Raw genomic sequence first — 14,828 nt, 5'->3', positions numbered from 1 at the left:
CTTCGCCCTTCGACAAGCTCAGGACGAAGCCATCGGGGGAGCACCCCTTGCGCGATTTGACACAGGCACGCGGCTGATCTATTGTTGATATATCAGTAGAGACCCGTCAGGCTGCCCAGGTGGCCCGACGCAACGACGCTAGAGAGAGGTGTCTCGCGATGGAACTTGCCCAGTCCCCGATGAGCGACCGCCAGCGCAGCTACCGGGCGCAGTACCGCGAGCGGATCGCCGGCTGGTACAACGGCTGGCTCCACGTCCTGGTGATCTACGCGATCGGCGCGGCCGCCCTCTACATCTACGTCTCGAACATCGCCGACGTCGTCTGGTGGGAGTGGCTGGCGATCCCGCTGGTCTTCCTGGCCTGCAACTTCTTCGAGTGGTTCCTGCACCGCCACGTGATGCACCGGCCGCTGCGCTTCCCGGGCCTGCGCGCGATCTACACGCGCCACACCCTGATGCACCACCAGTTCTTCACCGACAGCGAGATGCGCTTCGCCGACTCGCACGACTGGCGCGTCACCTTCTTCCCGCCCTACGCCCTGGTGACCTTCATCCTGATGTCGATCCCGGGCGCCCTGGTCGCGGCCTGGCTGCTGTCGCCGAACGTCGGCTGGCTGGTCATGTGCACGACGACCTCGATGTACATGATCTACGAGTTCATGCACTTCTGCTGCCACGTCGAGGAGAACGCCTTCGTGCGCTGGTGCCCGCTGGTCAACACCAACCGGCGCCACCACACCGCCCATCACGACCAGTCGCTGATGATGGAGCGGAACATGAACCTGACCTTCCCGATCGCCGACTGGCTGATGGGCACCTCGGACCTCGACCGCGGCCTGATCGGCACGCTGTTCAACGGCTATGGCACCAGGCACATCCGCAAGGACATGCGGAAGACCTCGCGCACTCCGGGCCGCAAGACGGCGTCCGGCGGCAAGGTCGCCGGCGCCACCGCCTGAGCGGCCGAGCAGCTCGAACCTCCCGACAGGGGGTGGGGCCGGCAGGCCCCGCCCCCTTCTTCTTGTCAGCCTGCCGGTCCGCGTCGCCCCGGCAGCGGACCGGGCGGTGCCGCGGCTCCCGAAGCCGCCGGCGATCTTTGGCTTGGCCGCAGCCGGCCCGCCGGGGCATACCGGGCTCTCTCTCCGGCGCCGGAGACCCGCACGACAGGAAGCCGAACGGGCCGTCTCGATGCAGCTCTTGGGAAACCAGGCCCGCTATCTCTGCTGCGTCTTCCTCGCGGCCTTCGGCCGCGGGACGCAGCTGCTCGCCGCCATCTACTTCCTCTACCTGGACACCGGCGACCTGCACCCGGCGGCCCTGCTGGTCGCGGCGCACGCCCTGGCCCTGGCGGGCTGCAGCCTGGTCCTGCGCAGCAACGCGCTGGCCGAGCGTCTCGACGCCCGCGGGGTCGTCGCCGCCGCCATCCTCTGCCACGGGGCGGTCTCGGCCACGATAGCGCTGCTGGCCTTCGGGCAGGACCTGACGCGCGACGGGCTGCTCGCGCTCTACGCCCTGCACGGCGCGATCAGCAGCGTCGGCATGCCGGCCAGCCTGTCGCTGCGCCACGCGGTCGCGCGGCAGGACCGGGCGGTTCACGGCCAGGCCCTGCCGAAGGGCCTGACCGGGCTGGGCCGGGCCCTCGGCGCCCTCGCCGGCGGGCTGATCGTCGATCGCTACGGCATCGCCGTCGCCTTCGCGGTGCCGCTGCTGACGCTGCTGCCGGCCCTCGCCGCCGCCCTCTCGATACGCCTGCCCGCGGTGCACGGCCCGACCGGCGGACCGAGCCCCGAGGCCGGACAGGGCCGGCTGCTGTGGTCGGGACTGGCGGCGATCCGGCGCAATCCGGCCATGCGGTCGGCGGCCGTGATCTTCGTCGCCTTCAACGTCTTCGCGGCACCGGTGCACCGCCTGCTGCCGGACATCGCGCAGAAGCTCGGCAGCAGCGCGAGCGCGCTCGGCGCCCTGACGGCCTCGCTGCTGGTCGGCGGCCTGCTGCTGGTGCCGCTGGCCGAGGCGCTCGGCCAGCGCATGGCGCTCCACCGCCTGATGCTGCTCTCGCTGCTGGGCCAGGCCCTGCTGCTGATCCTGCTGGGCCTCTACCTCGACCAGGCCAGCCCCTCCCCGGCCGTCGTTCCGCTCCTGCTCGGCCTCCTGGGCTTCCTGCTCGCCTATCCGGCCGCCGTCGTGCTGGCCGTGCTGCAGTCCCACAGCCCGCATCCGGCCCGGCGCGGCGTGCTGACGGCCTACACCAATCTCGGCCTCGTCGCCCCGGTCAGCGGGGTCGGCCTGGCCCTGCTCGCCGATGCCTTCGAGATCCAGCCGGTCATGCTCGCCTGCGGCTCGGCGCTGCTCTGCCTGGCGCTCCTGCAGTCCGGCCGGATCCGGTCGCTGTCGATCGCCTCCGGCTCGTGACGGCGCGGGCCGCCGCCCCGCGCGGTCGGGCGCTCATGCCCTGACGTAGTGCAGCCGGTCGAAGCCGCGCCGCCACTCGGCGACGCGCGGCGCCATCGCCTCGGGCGCGTTGGCGCGCAGCGCCTCGGCGATCAGGCGCGCGAGCGGCGCCATGTCGGCCACCGTCATGCCCCAGCGGACCAGCTCGGGGGTGCCGAGGCGCAGGCCGTTCAGGTCGCCCTCGACCGGGGCACCCGGCAGGCCGATGCCACAGGCCAGGAAGCCGGCCTTGCGGAGCTTCCTCGAGGCCGCCTGGCCGCCGCCGAAGCCGGCCGCCTCGAGGGCGAACTGGTGCGAGGCGGTGAAGCCGCGCCCGGCGGCGAAGACCGGCAGCCCCTCCGCCGCCAGCGCCCCGGCCAGGGCCTTCGCGGTCCCGGCCATGGCCCGGGCATAGGCGGCACCGTACTCGCGCCAGTCGAGCAGCGTGACGGCGAGGGCCGCGGACTTGGCGACGTCGAAGTTCGCCGTCAGGCCGGGAAAGGCGATCTCCTCCAGGCGCCGGGCGAGGCCGGCGTCGTTGGTCACGATGAGGCCGCCGGCCGGGCCGCCGAGGCTCTTGTAGGTGCTCATCGTCATCAGCTGCGCGCCCTCGGCGAGCGGGTCGGCGAAGACGCCGCCGGCGATCATCCCGCACTGGTGCGCCGCGTCGAACAGCACCCGCGCGCCGACCTCGTCCGCGACGGCGCGGACCCCGGCGACCGGGTGCTGGAACAGGTTGAGGCTGCCGCCGACCGTGATCAGCGTCGGCCGCACCCTGAGCGCCAGCTCGCGCAGGCCTGCCAGGTCCAGGGTGTAGCCCTCGGCGTCGACCGGCGCCGGATGGATGGTCAGGCCGTAGAGCCCGGCACAGCCCGCGAGGTGGTGGGTGACGTGGCCACCGATCTCCGGCGGCGGCGCGATGATGACGTCGCCCGGCCGGGTCGTCGCCATGAAGGCGTAGAGGTTGGCCAGCGCGCCGGAACCGACGCGGATCTCGGCATGGCTGGCGCGGAACACCTCCGCGGCGAGCTCGGCGGCGATGACCTCGATCTCCTCGATCGCCTCCAGCCCCATCTCGTACTTGTCGCCCGGATAGCCGAGCGAAGGCCGGCTGCCGAGGCCGCTGGCCAGCATCCGCTCCGCGGCCGGGTTCATCACGTTGGTCGCCGGATTGAGGTTGAAGCAGTCGCGCTCGTGGATCCGGCGGTTCTCCTCGACCAGCGCGTCGAGGCGGCCGGCGATCGCCTCGGACGAGGCCGCGGCGGTGGCCTCGGCGATGGCGCCGACGCGCTCGGCGGCGACGGCGGGCAGCCAGGGGCGGGGAGCGAGTGCGGTCATCGGGATCACCTCGTAGGTTCGGAGGCACTCTCCCCGGATTGACACATCACGGCAAAGGGGATTTCAGGAATGGCGGCCCAAAGCGCCGAGCCTCGTTTCGTCGGCCATCCCTTCATCTGCCGCTCCGTCTCCCTCGAGGCGGCAGTGAGTCCGATGATTGCGCCGCAACTGAGTGCGCATCTCCTCCGCGCCTGCCGGCAACCACGCTCAAATGCGGCGGGGCGTCGGCCGGGCCTTCTGGAAATCAGGACTCCGGCCCAACTTCGAACGGTGTGGTTCGGCGCACGCGACGAATCAACTTCTGGAAGCGCTTGACCGCCTTAAGGCTGATTCCCCCTCTGCGCCCGCGCTGCCGCAGGATGAGCCTTCCTCGATGAAGTTGAGGACCGACGACAGCAGCAACGGAATTTATCATCGCGGCGATGCCCGCGAAGAACGTCGGAATAAGCAACAACCCGACCATAACCATGGGAAAGATGCCCGGCCGGCCACCAACCCTATTTCGCTCAGTGTTTTCCGGATCATAGGTAAAGGTCAGCGGCTCACCGACAGCGATCTCTCGACGAAGGTCAAATGACCGCCTCGTGCCTTGAGAAGACACGATCACCGAATAACAGTCGCGTCTGCTGCTCAAGCGGCATTCGCCCTGTCTCGCTTCCTGCACCTTACCCGTTACCTCGATGCCTCGAAGAAACAGGATGCCTTCCTTCTGGACAGCCACGATAAGAATGAGGGCAGAAAAGGCGGCAACGACGATCGATGCCAGGAACCAGACCAGCGCTGCCCAAGGTGACATGTCTCTTCCCGAGCGCATGAGATCGCCAGCATAGAGCCCTATACGCCGAACCCAAGAAAGACAACCCAGCCGGGTGACGGCCCGGACGCGGCAGTAGCCCCGACCGCCCTACCCCTCGACCAGCGCCTCCAGGGTCTCGACGCGGTCGGCCTCGTGGGCCGGCTTGTCCCAGCGGATCCGGCTGACCCGGGGGAAGCGCAGGGCCAGGCCCGACTTGTGGCGGGTCGAGCGCTGCACGGCGTCGAAGGCAACCTCCAGCACCAGCCCCGGCTCAACCGCGCGCACGGGCCCGAAGCGCTCGGTGGTGTGGTCGCGCACCCACTTGTCGAGCCGCTTCAGCTCCTCGTCGGTGAAGCCGAAGTAGGCCTTGCCGACCGGCACCAGCTCGTCCTCCGGGGTCCAGGCGCCGAAGGTGTAGTCGGAATAGAAGGAGCTGCGCTTGCCGTGGCCGCGCTGGGCGTACATCAGTACGCAGTCGAGCACCAGCGGGTCGCGCTTCCACTTGTACCAGGGCCCCTTGGGCCGGCCGGCGAGGTAGGGGCTGTCCTTGCGCTTCAGCATCAGCCCCTCGATGCCGTTCTCGCGCGCCGCCGCCCGCAGCGCCTCGAGCTCCGACATCGAGGCGAAATCGACCAGCGGCGAGAGGTCCATGCGCCGCGGCTTCTCGCGCGCGACGAAGGCCTCCAGCCGCGCCCGGCGCGGCAGCAGAGGCAGGCTGCGCAGGTCCTCCCTGCCCTCGAACAGGATGTCGTAGAGCCGGAGGTGGGCCGGGTGCCGCTGCAGCAGCTTCGCCGTCACGGTCTTGCGGTTGAGCCGCTGCTGCAGGTCGTTGAAGGGCGCGACCTCGCCGCCCTCCGGGCCGTCCCGCAGCACCAGCAGCTCGCCGTCCAGCGTCGCCTCGAAGTCGACCGCCTCCAGGATGTCGGGGAAGGCGCCGCCGATGTCGTCGCCGGTGCGGCTGAACAGGCGCGTCTCGCCGCCGCGCGCGACCAGCTGGACCCGGATGCCGTCCCACTTCCATTCGGCGAGGTACTCCTCGAAGGGCAGCGCCTCGACCTCGCTCTCCTCCAGGGGCGTGGCCAGCATCAGCGGCCGGAAGGCGGCGGCCTCGCCCAGCTCGGGCTTGGCGCCCCGGCCCTCCAGCCAGGCGAAGAGCGCGCCGTAGGGCGGCGCCAGGCCGTGCCACAGCTCCTCGACCTCCTCGACCGGCCTGTCGCCGAACGCGGCGACCGCCGTCTTGGCGAGGCGCGCCGAGACGCCGACCCTGAGGCCGCCGGTGATCAGCTTGAGCAGCGCCCAGCGCTCGGTCGGGTCGAGCGCGTCGAGCCAGCGGGCCAGCAGGGCCGGCACCTCGCCGCGCCCGGCGGCGCGCAGCGCCTCCACGACCTCGCCCAGGGCCGGCGGCCGGTTGGCGCCCGGCCGCTCCGGCCAGATCAGCGCCACGGTCTCGGCGAGGTCGCCGACGTAGTCGTAGGACCAGCGGAACAACACCGGGTCCGTGCGCTCCTCGACCAGGGCGCGGACCAGGGCCGGCTTCGCGCCCTTGAGGTCGAGGCCGTCGCTGAGCGCCGCCAGGGCCCAGCCGCGGTCGGGGTCGGGGGCGTGGCGGAAGTAGTCGACCAGCAGGCGCAGCTTGCCGTTGCGCTGCGGCGTGTAGACCAGCCGGTCGAGCAGCGCGGCGAAGGCCTTCACGACGCTCCCCCGAGAGCCTCTCCCTCGTCCTCCTCGCCGAGACCGACGACCGACAGCGCCCGCGCCCGGAAGCCGCGCTGCCGCGCGTGGTGGACCAGCGCCTCCTCGTTGCCGTGGGTCACCCAGACCTCGGGCGCGCCGACCTCGTCGAGGGTGCGGGTCAGCTCGTCCCAGTCGGCGTGGTCGGAGATGATCAGGGGCAGCTCGACGCCGCGCTGGCGGGCCCGCTGGCGCACCCGCATCCAGCCCGAGGCCATGGCCGTGACCGGATCGGCGAGGCGCCGCGCCCAGCGGTCGGCCAGCGCCGAGGGCGGCGCCAGCACCAGGGCACCGGCCATCTCGGCCTTCGCCGCGACCGTCGCCGGGCTGAGCGGCCCGAGCGGGACGCCCAGCTCCTCGTAGAGCGCGCAGAGCGCCTGCAAGGCGCCGTGGACGTGGATCGGCCCGTCCCAGCCGGCCTCGCGCAGCAGGCGGACGACGCGCTGCGCCTTGCCCAGGGAATAGACCCCGACGACGTGCGTGCGCTCCGGGAAGACCGCCAGGGAATGCAGCAGCTTGGCGATCTCGCCCCGGTCGTCGGGATGGCGGAACACCGGCAGGCCGAAGGTCGCCTCGGTCACGAAGACATCGCAGGGCACGACCTCGAAGGGCGCGCAGGTCGGGTCGCGCCGCCGCTTGTAGTCGCCGGAGACCACGACCCGGCAGCCGCGCCACTCCAGCACCGCCTGGGCCGAGCCGAGCACGTGGCCGGCCGGCGCCAGCCGCACGGTCACCTCGCCGATCGTCACCGGCTCGCCGTAGCCCAGCGCCTGCAGGCCGCTGCCAGCCCGGTCGCCGTAGCGTGCCTGCATGATCGCCAGGGTCTCCGGCGTCGCCAGCACCTTGGCGTGGCCGGGCCGGGCGTGGTCGGCGTGGCCGTGGGTGACCACCGCCCGCTCGACCGGCCGGACGGGGTCGACGTAGAAGTCGCCCGGGACGACGTAGAGGCCGCGCGGCTCGACGCGCAGCCAGCTCTCCGGCCGAGGTTTGTTCATGGCCCGTACCATATGGGCGGCTGCGGCGACTCGCCAAGTGCGCTAAGCTTCCGTAAACGCCTGAGGGAGTTTGATCGCCCCATGCAGCCGGACGTCGAGATCCATCCTGCCCTGCTGAAGGACTGCCACGACATCGGGCGCCTGCGCATGTCGCGCCTGCTGCTGATGGACGAGGCGGCCTGGCCCTGGCTGGTGCTGGTGCCGATGCGGCCCAACAAGGTCGACTGGGACGACCTGGACCCGATGGACAGCTACCGGGTCTGCGACGAGATCCGCGAGTGCTCGCTGGCGCTGAAGCGGCTCTACAGCCCGATCAAGGTCAACGTCGCCGCGCTCGGCAACCAGGTGCCGCAGCTCCACATCCACGTCATCGCCCGCTTCGAGAAGGACCCGGCCTGGCCGCGCCCGGTCTGGGGCGTGACCGAGAAGCGCCGCTACGAGCCGCACGCCCTGCAGCAGCGCATCGCCGAGATCGAGCGCGAGCTGCACTCCTCCCTCGGCTTCGCCGACCGGAAGGGCTGATTCGCCTCGCCCCCGGGGCGGGAGGGGCGACGCTCACCCCGAGCCGCCGAAGCCCAGGTTGGCGAGGCCGCGGTCGGGGCGGCGGGCGTAGTCGACGAAGAAGTCCGCGAGACGGCCGGCCGGACCGTCCTCGGGCTCGGCGGCCCGCGTCACCGCCCACCAGTCGAGGCTGAAGCCCTCGGGACCGAGCGGCTTGGCCAGCAGCGAGCCGTCGGCGACCTCCGGCTCGACCGCCCAGCGGCTGAAGATCGCGCAGCCGAAGCCGGCGCGCACCAGGTCGATCACCGCCTCCGGCAGCTGCACCTGGGAGACGCGCCGGAACGGTACCGGCGGCGGCCCCGCCACCGTGTCCCAGCTGTAGCCGGGCTCGCTCGACAGCGGGTAGGCGAAGTAGCGCTCGTCGGCCATCTCGCGCGAGGACAGCCAGGGCAGCGCGGCCAGGCGGTGGCCGGGAGCCACGATCACGACCAGCGGGTCGCTGGCGATGTGCCGCCAGCGGAAGCCGCCGCCCCACGACCCCCGCTGCTCCGACCGGCTGCCGTAGACCAGGGCGACGTCGACGGCGCCCTCGGCGAGCGCGGCGAAGGGGCTGTGGGTCGCCCGCGCCACCAGGTCGACCTCGATCCCCGGGCTCCGGTCTCCGAAGTCCTCCAGGAAGCGCGGCAGCCAGTGGTAGCGGCTGTAGGTCGCCTGGCCGAGGCGCACCAGCTCGCGCACGCCGCCGGCCGAGGGGCGCAGCTCCTGCTCGGCGCGGCCCAGCTCCTCGACGACGCGCTGGGCGCTCTGCAGCAGGCGCTCGCCGGCCGGAGTCAGCAGCAGCCGCTTGCCGGAGCGCGAGAAGAGCCGGCGCTGCAGGCGCCGCTCGGCCTCGCGGACCCGATGGGTGACCGCCGACTGGGTCAGGCCGAGCCGCAGCGCCGCCGCGGTCACGCCACCGGTCTCGACGATGGCGATCAGCACCAGCAGGTGGCGCAGCTCGAGCAGCGGGGCTTCGGCCAAGAATGAATCCTTTTCATCGAAAGACTGAAAATAACCAATTTTTCTCCAGATCGCGAGGCCGCTAGACCTGCGCCATGACCGAGCTAGCCCGACGCCCGCCCCGCCTCTCCCCCCGCCTCTCCCCTGGCGCGGGCGCCACGCTGCTGGTCATGCTCAGCGCCGTCGGCTTCGGCCTGGTGCCGCTGTTCGGCCGGCTGCTCGCCGCGGACGGGCTGTCGAGCCCGACCATCGGCTTCCTGCGCTTCGCCTTCAGCCTGCTGGTCATGCTGCCCTTCCTGCCGCGCGGCCGCGCCAAGCTGAAGCCGGCGCTGCTGCTGGCCGGCGCCGGCGCCACCATGGGCATCGGCTGGACCGCCTACCTCGACGCCCTGCAGGAAACCAGCGTCGCCGCGGTCGGCGTCGTCTACATGACCTATCCGCTGTTCGCCGTGCTGCTGGCCCGCCTGCTGCTCGGCCAGCGCCTCGGCGTCCGGGCGCTGCTCGCCGGCGGCCTGGTGCTGGCGGCCGCGCTGATCGCGCTGTCTCCGGCGGCCGTCCCGGAGGCCCAGGTCCCGGCGCTGCTCTCGGCGCTGCCGGCGCCGCTCGCCTTCGCCCTGGTCATCGTCGTGCTGACCGGCTGCACCCACGGCCTGACGACCCTGGAGAAGATGGCCGCCGGCATGGGCGGCGCGACCCTCGGCCTGCTGCCCCTGGCGATCTTCCGGGGCGAGCTGCTGAGCCTGCCCGCCGATCCCGGCACCTGGCTGCTGATCGCCGGCATGATCGGCGCGACGGCGATCCTGCCGCAGCTGCTCTACACCTTCGCCGCCCCCCGGGTCGGCCCCTCGCGCTCGGCGATGGCCGGCAGCCTGGAGCTGCCGACGATGTTCCTGGTCGGCGCGCTCGGCTTCGGCGAGCCCATCGGCCCGGCCGAGCTGGCCGCAGCCCTGCTGATCTGCCTGGCGGTCGCCCTGGCGCCGGCCGTGGCGGTGCCGCCGCCGGGCTGATGCCCCGGGGGCGAGTTTTCTCCGGGCCCCGGGCCGTGCTACCTGAAGCGCCATGAGCGCCTCCTTCATCGACGAAAGCGACGAGGTCGCGGCGGCGCGCGCCGAGGGGCGCCCGCTGGTCGCGCTGGAATCGACCGTCGTCGCCCACGGCCTGCCCTGGCCCGACAACCTGCACGCCGCCGAGGCGATCGAGGCGGCGGTGCGCGAGGCCGGCGCCGTGCCGGCGACGATCGCGCTGGCCGACGGCCGTCTCAGGATCGGCCTCGACCGCGACACGCTGGAGCGCCTGGCGCGCGGCGCGGCGCCGGTCGCCAAGGTCAGCCGGCGCGACTTCGGCGCGGTGCTGGCGAGCCGCGGCCTCGGCGCCACCACCGTCGCCGGCACCATGGCGGCGGCGGCGCTGGCCCGCATCCGGGTGATGGCGACCGGCGGCCTGGGCGGCGTGCACCGCGGCGCCGAGGCGAGCTTCGACATCTCGGCCGACCTCGGCGAGCTGGCGCGCACGCCGGTCGCCGTGGTCTGCAGCGGCGCCAAGTCGATCCTCGACCTGCCCAAGACCCTGGAGCTGCTGGAGACGCTCGGCGTGCCGCTGATCGGCTACGGCTGCGGCCGCCTGCCCGCCTTCTACCTGCGCGAGACCGAGCATCCCGTCCCGGCACGGGCCGACAGCCCCGCCGAGGCGGCGGCGATCCTCGAGGCGCAGTGGTCGCTCGGCCTCGGCGGCGGCGCGCTGCTCGCCAACCCGATCCCCGCGGCGGCGGCGCTCGATCCGGCGCGCTTCGCCGCCTGGCTGGCCGAGGCCGAGCGCGAGGCGGCGCTGCAGGAGGTCACCGGCAAGGCCGTCACGCCCTTCCTGCTGTCGCGCCTCCACGCGCTCTCGGAGGGCGCGACCCTGGCCGCCAACCGGGTCCTGCTGATCGAGAACGCCCGCCTTGCCGGCCGCATCGCGGCCGCGCTCGCCGGCGGTGGCTGAGGCCGCAGCCGAGCCCGTCCTGCCGCCGGCCTTCGCGGCCTGGTTCGCGGCGCGCGGCTGGCAGCCGCATGCGCACCAGCTGGCGATGCTGGCGGCGGCCCGCGCCGGCCGCTCGGCCCTGCTGATCGCGCCGACCGGCGGCGGCAAGACCCTGGCCGGCTTCCTGCCCAGCCTCATCGAGCTGGCCGAGGCCCCGGCCGACGGCCTGCACACCCTCTACGTCTCGCCGCTGAAGGCCCTCGCCGTCGACATCGAGCGCAACCTGATGACGCCGATCCGCGAGCTGGATCTCGCCGTCGCCGCGGAGACCAGGACCGGCGACACGCCCCAGGCCAAGCGCCAGCGCCAGAGGAAGCGGCCGCCGCAGATCCTGCTGACCACGCCGGAATCCCTGGCGCTGCTGCTCAGCTACCACGACGCGCCGGAGATCTTCGCCGGCCTGCGCTGCGCCGTCGTCGACGAGCTGCACGCGCTGGCCGGCACCAAGCGCGGCGACCTGCTGGCACTCGGCCTGACCCGCCTTTCCGCCCTGGCGCCGGGCCTGCGCCGGGTCGGCCTCTCGGCGACGGTGCACGACCCGGAGCGCCTGACCGCCTGGCTGTCGCCGACGGGCCGGGCCGAGGGCGCGCCGGTCGAGCGGGTCGTCGGACGCGGCGGCGTCCGGCCCGAGATCGAGATCCTGACGACCCGCGAGCGCCTGCCCTGGTCCGGCCACATGGCGCTGCACGCCCTCGCCGAGGTCTACGAGCGGATCCGCAAGGCCGGCGTCACCCTGGTCTTCGTCAACACCCGCGCCCAGGCGGAGCTGGTCTTCCAGGAGCTCTGGCGGCTCAACGAGGAGGCCCTGCCGATCGCGCTGCACCACGGCAGCCTGGCGGTCGAGCAGCGCCGGCGGGTCGAGGCGGCGATGGCCAGGGGCAGCCTGCGCGCCGTCGTCGCGACCTCCTCGCTCGACCTCGGCATCGACTGGGGCGGCGTCGACCTGGTCGTGCAGGTCGGCGCGCCCAAGGGCGTCTCGCGCCTGCTGCAGCGCCTGGGCCGCGCCAACCATCGGCTCGACGCGCCGAGCCGCTGCCTGCTGGTCCCGGCCAACCGCTTCGAGGTGCTGGAGTGCCGCGCCGCCCGCGACGGCGTCGAGGCGATGACGCTCGACGGCGACCCGCCCCGGCCCGGCGGGCTCGACGTGCTGGCCCAGCACATCCTGGGCACGGCCTGCGCCGGCCCCTTCGCGGCCGACGCGCTCTACGCCCAGGTGACCGCGTCCGAGCCCTATGCCGGCCTCGCGCGCCGCGACTTCGACGACGCCCTGGCCTTCGTCGCGACCGGCGGCTACGCGCTCAAGAGCTACGAGCGCTTCCGCCGCCTGAAACAGGACGGGGACGGCCGCTGGCGGGTCGCCGGGCCCCAGCACGTCAAGCGCTACCGCATGAACCTCGGGGTCATCGTCGAGGCGCCGACCCTCAAGGTCAGGCTCGGCAACGGCCGCCGGCTCGGCGAGGTCGAGGAGTACTTCATCCAGTCGATGGTGCCGGGCGACACCTTCGTCTTCGCCGGGCAGCTGCTGCGCTTCGAGAAGGTGCGCGAGACCGACGCGATCGTCAGCAAGGCCGCCGGCGGCGACGCCCCGAAGATCCCGGCCTACGCCGGCGGCCGCCTGCCGCTCTCGACCCACCTCGCCGAGCGCGTGCGCGCCATGCTGGAGCGGCCGGACAGCTGGGGCGGCTTCCCGGGCGCGGTCGAGGAGTGGCTGCGCCTGCAGCGGCTGCGCTCGGTGCTGCCGCCCGGCGACGGCCTGCTGGTCGAGACCTTCCCGCGCGGCGGCAAGGAGTTCCTGGTCGCCTACTGCTTCGAGGGCCGCAACGCCCACCAGACCCTGGGCATGCTGCTGACCCGGCGCATGGAGCGCGCCGGCCTCGGCCCGCTCGGCTTCGTCGCGACCGACTACGTGATCGCCGTCTGGTCGGTGAAGCCGGTAACCGACGCCGCCGCGCTGTTCGACCAGGACATGCTGGGCGACGACCTCGAGGAGTGGATGGCCGAGTCCTCGCTGCTGAAGCGCACCTTCCGCAACGTCGCGGTCATCGCCGGCCTGATCGAGCGGCGCGCGCCGGGCAGCGAGAAGTCCGGCCGCCAGGTCACCTTCTCGGCCGACCTGATCTACGACGTGCTGAGGAAGCACCAGCCCGACCACCTGCTGCTGCGCGCGACCCGCGCCGACGCCGCCGGGGGCCTGACCGACATCGGCCGGCTCGCCGCCATGCTGGCCCGCGTCCGGGGCAGGATCCGCCACCAGCCGCTCGAGCGCGTCTCGCCGCTCGCCGTGCCGGTGCTGCTCGAGATCGGCCGCGAGCAGGTCTACGGCTCGGCCCTCGACGACCTGCTCGACGAGGCCGCGGAGAGCCTGATCGCCGAGGCCATGGCGCCGGAGCAGGGCGGGCTGCCGCAGTAGGGGGCGCTCCTCTCCCTCGTTGACCACTCCCTCTCTTCGTCACCCCCGCGAAAGCGGGGGCCCAGAGAAAAGGCCCGTTCGCACAGACCATCGCCAGTCCGCGCACACGGCGTCGTTCTCTGGATCCCCGTTTTCACGGGGATGACGAATAAGACGGGGGTGAGGGGAATGGGAGACCTTCAGCCACGACCACCCCTTTGCACCGCGCCGCGAAGCGTGCTTCACAGGAGGCAGCGGGGAAGGACGCAGCATGATCGCCAACGGAATCGTCATCGCCGTGCTGCTCGGCGCGGCGGCGCTGCTGTTCGCGCCGCGCACCCAGCGCTCGACCGACTGGCAGGCGACGGTGACGCCGCTGGCCTCGATCATCGGCAGCGGCTTCCTGGTCTCGGTGCCGCTGCTCGCCCGCCAGGTCGGCGATTGGGCGCTGCCGGCGATGGCCGTGCTGGTCGGCGCCGCCTGGCTGGTCGGCGCGGCGATCCGTTTCAACATCCGCCACGTCGAGCCGCTGCTCGGCGAGCCGCCGAAGGACGGCGAGACGCGGCTCGCGCTGTCCCTGGAGAAGCTCTCGCACTTCGTCCTGGCCTTCGCCTACTTCGTCTCGGTCGCCTACTACCTGGTGCTGCTCGGCAACTTCCTGCTGAAGGGCCTGGGTGTCGTCGATCCAGCCGCCGCCAAGGCGATCGCCACGGTGATCCTGGCCACGCTCGGGGCGCTCGGCCTGCTGAAGGGCCTCGGCATGGTCGAGCGGATCGAGAAGTACAGCGTCGGCCTCAACCTCGCGGTCATCGCGGGGCTCATCGCCGGCCTGCTGTGGCGCAACGGTGACCTGCTGGCGAGCGGCGCCTGGCAGCTGCCGGGCGACACCCCGCCGCTCGGCCTGCATTCCCTGCAGGTGCTGCTCGGCCTGCTGATCGTCGTCCAGGGCTTCGAGACCTCTCGCTTCCTCGGCGACGAGTTCGATGCCGAGACGCGGATCCGCACGATGCGCCGGGCGCAGCTGATCGCGGCGGCGGTCTATCTCGCCTTCTTCGCGCTGACCACGAGCCTCTTCGGCCTGCTCGGCAGCGACCGGGGCATCGCCGCGATCGTCGGCCTGGTCGGCCACGTCGCCCTGGTGCTGCCGCTGCTGCTGACCGTCGGCGCCGTGGCCAGCCAGTTCAGCGCCTCGGTCGCCGATTCGGTCGGCTGCGCGGGGTTGCTGGAGGACATCGCGGCGCGGCGCCTGTCCCTGCGCCACGCCTATCCGCTGATCGCCCTGGTCGCGGTCGCGATCACCTGGGGCACCGACGTCTTCCGCCTGGTCACTCTGGCCTCCCAGGCCTTCGCCCTGTTCTACCTGGTCCAGGCCTGCGTCGCCCTGGCCGTGGCCTGGGACGACCGCGGCCTGCCCAGCCGCACGCGCCACCTGCTGCTCTTCGCCGGGGGCGCCGCCTTCTGCCTCTCGGTCGTGCTGTTCGGCGTCCCGGCCGAGGGCTGAGCCGCCGCTCCGACGGCGCCCGCGGGCGCCGTCCCGTCGCCAAATTGCCCCGAGTTTGCCCCTTTGCGTACTCTTGCGGCACGGGTATCCGGCGCCACCTCCTTGCTTATGGAAAGCGAGAACTCCTCG

General features: G+C 72.7%; 12 protein-coding genes. 7 read left to right on the top strand and 5 right to left on the bottom strand.

The features are described from left to right. The first annotated feature begins 158 nt into the window (after nt 1-158). Both B9O00_RS20245 and B9O00_RS20240 read left to right on the top strand, forming a co-directional pair. Nucleotides 159-959, top strand: coding sequence for a sterol desaturase family protein (locus B9O00_RS20245; RefSeq protein WP_085124546.1), 801 nt, complete (start codon nt 159-161; stop codon nt 957-959). Beyond that, nucleotides 862-2,412 carry an MFS transporter gene (locus B9O00_RS20240; RefSeq protein WP_085124545.1) on the top strand — a complete coding sequence of 517 codons (1,551 nt, stop codon included), beginning with the start codon at nt 862-864 and terminating at the stop codon, nt 2,410-2,412. Before B9O00_RS20245 ends, B9O00_RS20240 begins: the two co-directional genes overlap by 98 nt. 33 nt (nt 2,413-2,445) lie before the next feature. On the opposite strand, the gene glyA is transcribed toward B9O00_RS20240, so the two are convergent. The 4 genes from glyA to B9O00_RS20225 form a co-directional block, all read right to left on the bottom strand. Then, nucleotides 2,446-3,768 carry a serine hydroxymethyltransferase gene (gene glyA, locus B9O00_RS20235; RefSeq protein WP_085124544.1) on the bottom strand — a complete coding sequence of 441 codons (1,323 nt, stop codon included), beginning with the start codon at nt 3,766-3,768 and terminating at the stop codon, nt 2,446-2,448. Nucleotides 3,769-4,012: 244 nt separating this feature from the next. Further along, the gene (locus B9O00_RS32610) at nt 4,013-4,564 is read right to left on the bottom strand and encodes a hypothetical protein (RefSeq protein ID WP_143596299.1); all 552 of its coding nucleotides are present in this window, start codon (nt 4,562-4,564) and stop codon (nt 4,013-4,015) included. Nucleotides 4,565-4,672: 108 nt separating this feature from the next. Next, nucleotides 4,673-6,256, bottom strand: coding sequence for a cisplatin damage response ATP-dependent DNA ligase (locus tag B9O00_RS20230; RefSeq protein WP_085124543.1), 1,584 nt, complete (start codon nt 6,254-6,256; stop codon nt 4,673-4,675). Continuing rightward, nucleotides 6,253-7,290, bottom strand: coding sequence for a ligase-associated DNA damage response exonuclease (locus B9O00_RS20225; protein WP_085124542.1), 1,038 nt, complete (start codon nt 7,288-7,290; stop codon nt 6,253-6,255). Before B9O00_RS20225 ends, B9O00_RS20230 begins: the two co-directional genes overlap by 4 nt. Before the next feature lie 81 nt (nt 7,291-7,371). On the opposite strand from B9O00_RS20225, the gene B9O00_RS20220 reads away from it, so the two are divergent. Next, nucleotides 7,372-7,812 carry an HIT domain-containing protein gene (locus B9O00_RS20220; RefSeq protein WP_085124541.1) on the top strand — a complete coding sequence of 147 codons (441 nt, stop codon included), beginning with the start codon at nt 7,372-7,374 and terminating at the stop codon, nt 7,810-7,812. A gap of 33 nt (nt 7,813-7,845) precedes the next feature. Here the strand turns inward: B9O00_RS20220 and B9O00_RS20215 are convergent, their stop codons facing one another. Then, nucleotides 7,846-8,811 carry a LysR family transcriptional regulator gene (locus tag B9O00_RS20215; RefSeq protein WP_085124540.1) on the bottom strand — a complete coding sequence of 322 codons (966 nt, stop codon included), beginning with the start codon at nt 8,809-8,811 and terminating at the stop codon, nt 7,846-7,848. A 74-nt stretch (nt 8,812-8,885) separates the two neighbouring features. On the opposite strand from B9O00_RS20215, the gene B9O00_RS20210 reads away from it, so the two are divergent. The 4 genes from B9O00_RS20210 to B9O00_RS20195 all read left to right on the top strand — a co-directional run bounded on the left by B9O00_RS20210 (nt 8,886) and on the right by B9O00_RS20195 (nt 14,699). Then, entirely contained in the window at nt 8,886-9,797 is a 912-nt protein-coding gene (locus B9O00_RS20210; protein ID WP_085124539.1) for a DMT family transporter, read from the top strand. Between the two features lie 52 nt (nt 9,798-9,849). Then, nucleotides 9,850-10,770 carry a pseudouridine-5'-phosphate glycosidase gene (locus B9O00_RS20205; RefSeq protein ID WP_085124538.1) on the top strand — a complete coding sequence of 307 codons (921 nt, stop codon included), beginning with the start codon at nt 9,850-9,852 and terminating at the stop codon, nt 10,768-10,770. Next, entirely contained in the window at nt 10,763-13,219 is a 2,457-nt protein-coding gene (locus B9O00_RS20200; RefSeq protein ID WP_179243971.1) for a ligase-associated DNA damage response DEXH box helicase, read from the top strand. Before B9O00_RS20205 ends, B9O00_RS20200 begins: the two co-directional genes overlap by 8 nt. Nucleotides 13,220-13,469: 250 nt before the next feature. Next, nucleotides 13,470-14,699, top strand: coding sequence for an Aq_097 family APC-type transporter (locus B9O00_RS20195; protein ID WP_085124536.1), 1,230 nt, complete (start codon nt 13,470-13,472; stop codon nt 14,697-14,699). Nucleotides 14,700-14,828 lie beyond the last annotated feature (129 nt).

The sequence above is a fragment of the Tistlia consotensis USBA 355 genome (assembly GCF_900177295.1).
GTDB classification, from domain to species: domain Bacteria; phylum Pseudomonadota; class Alphaproteobacteria; order Kiloniellales; family DSM-21159; genus Tistlia; species Tistlia consotensis.
The sequence above is the reverse complement of the archived record's forward strand: the minus strand, read 5'-3'. Positions and strand labels throughout refer to the sequence as shown.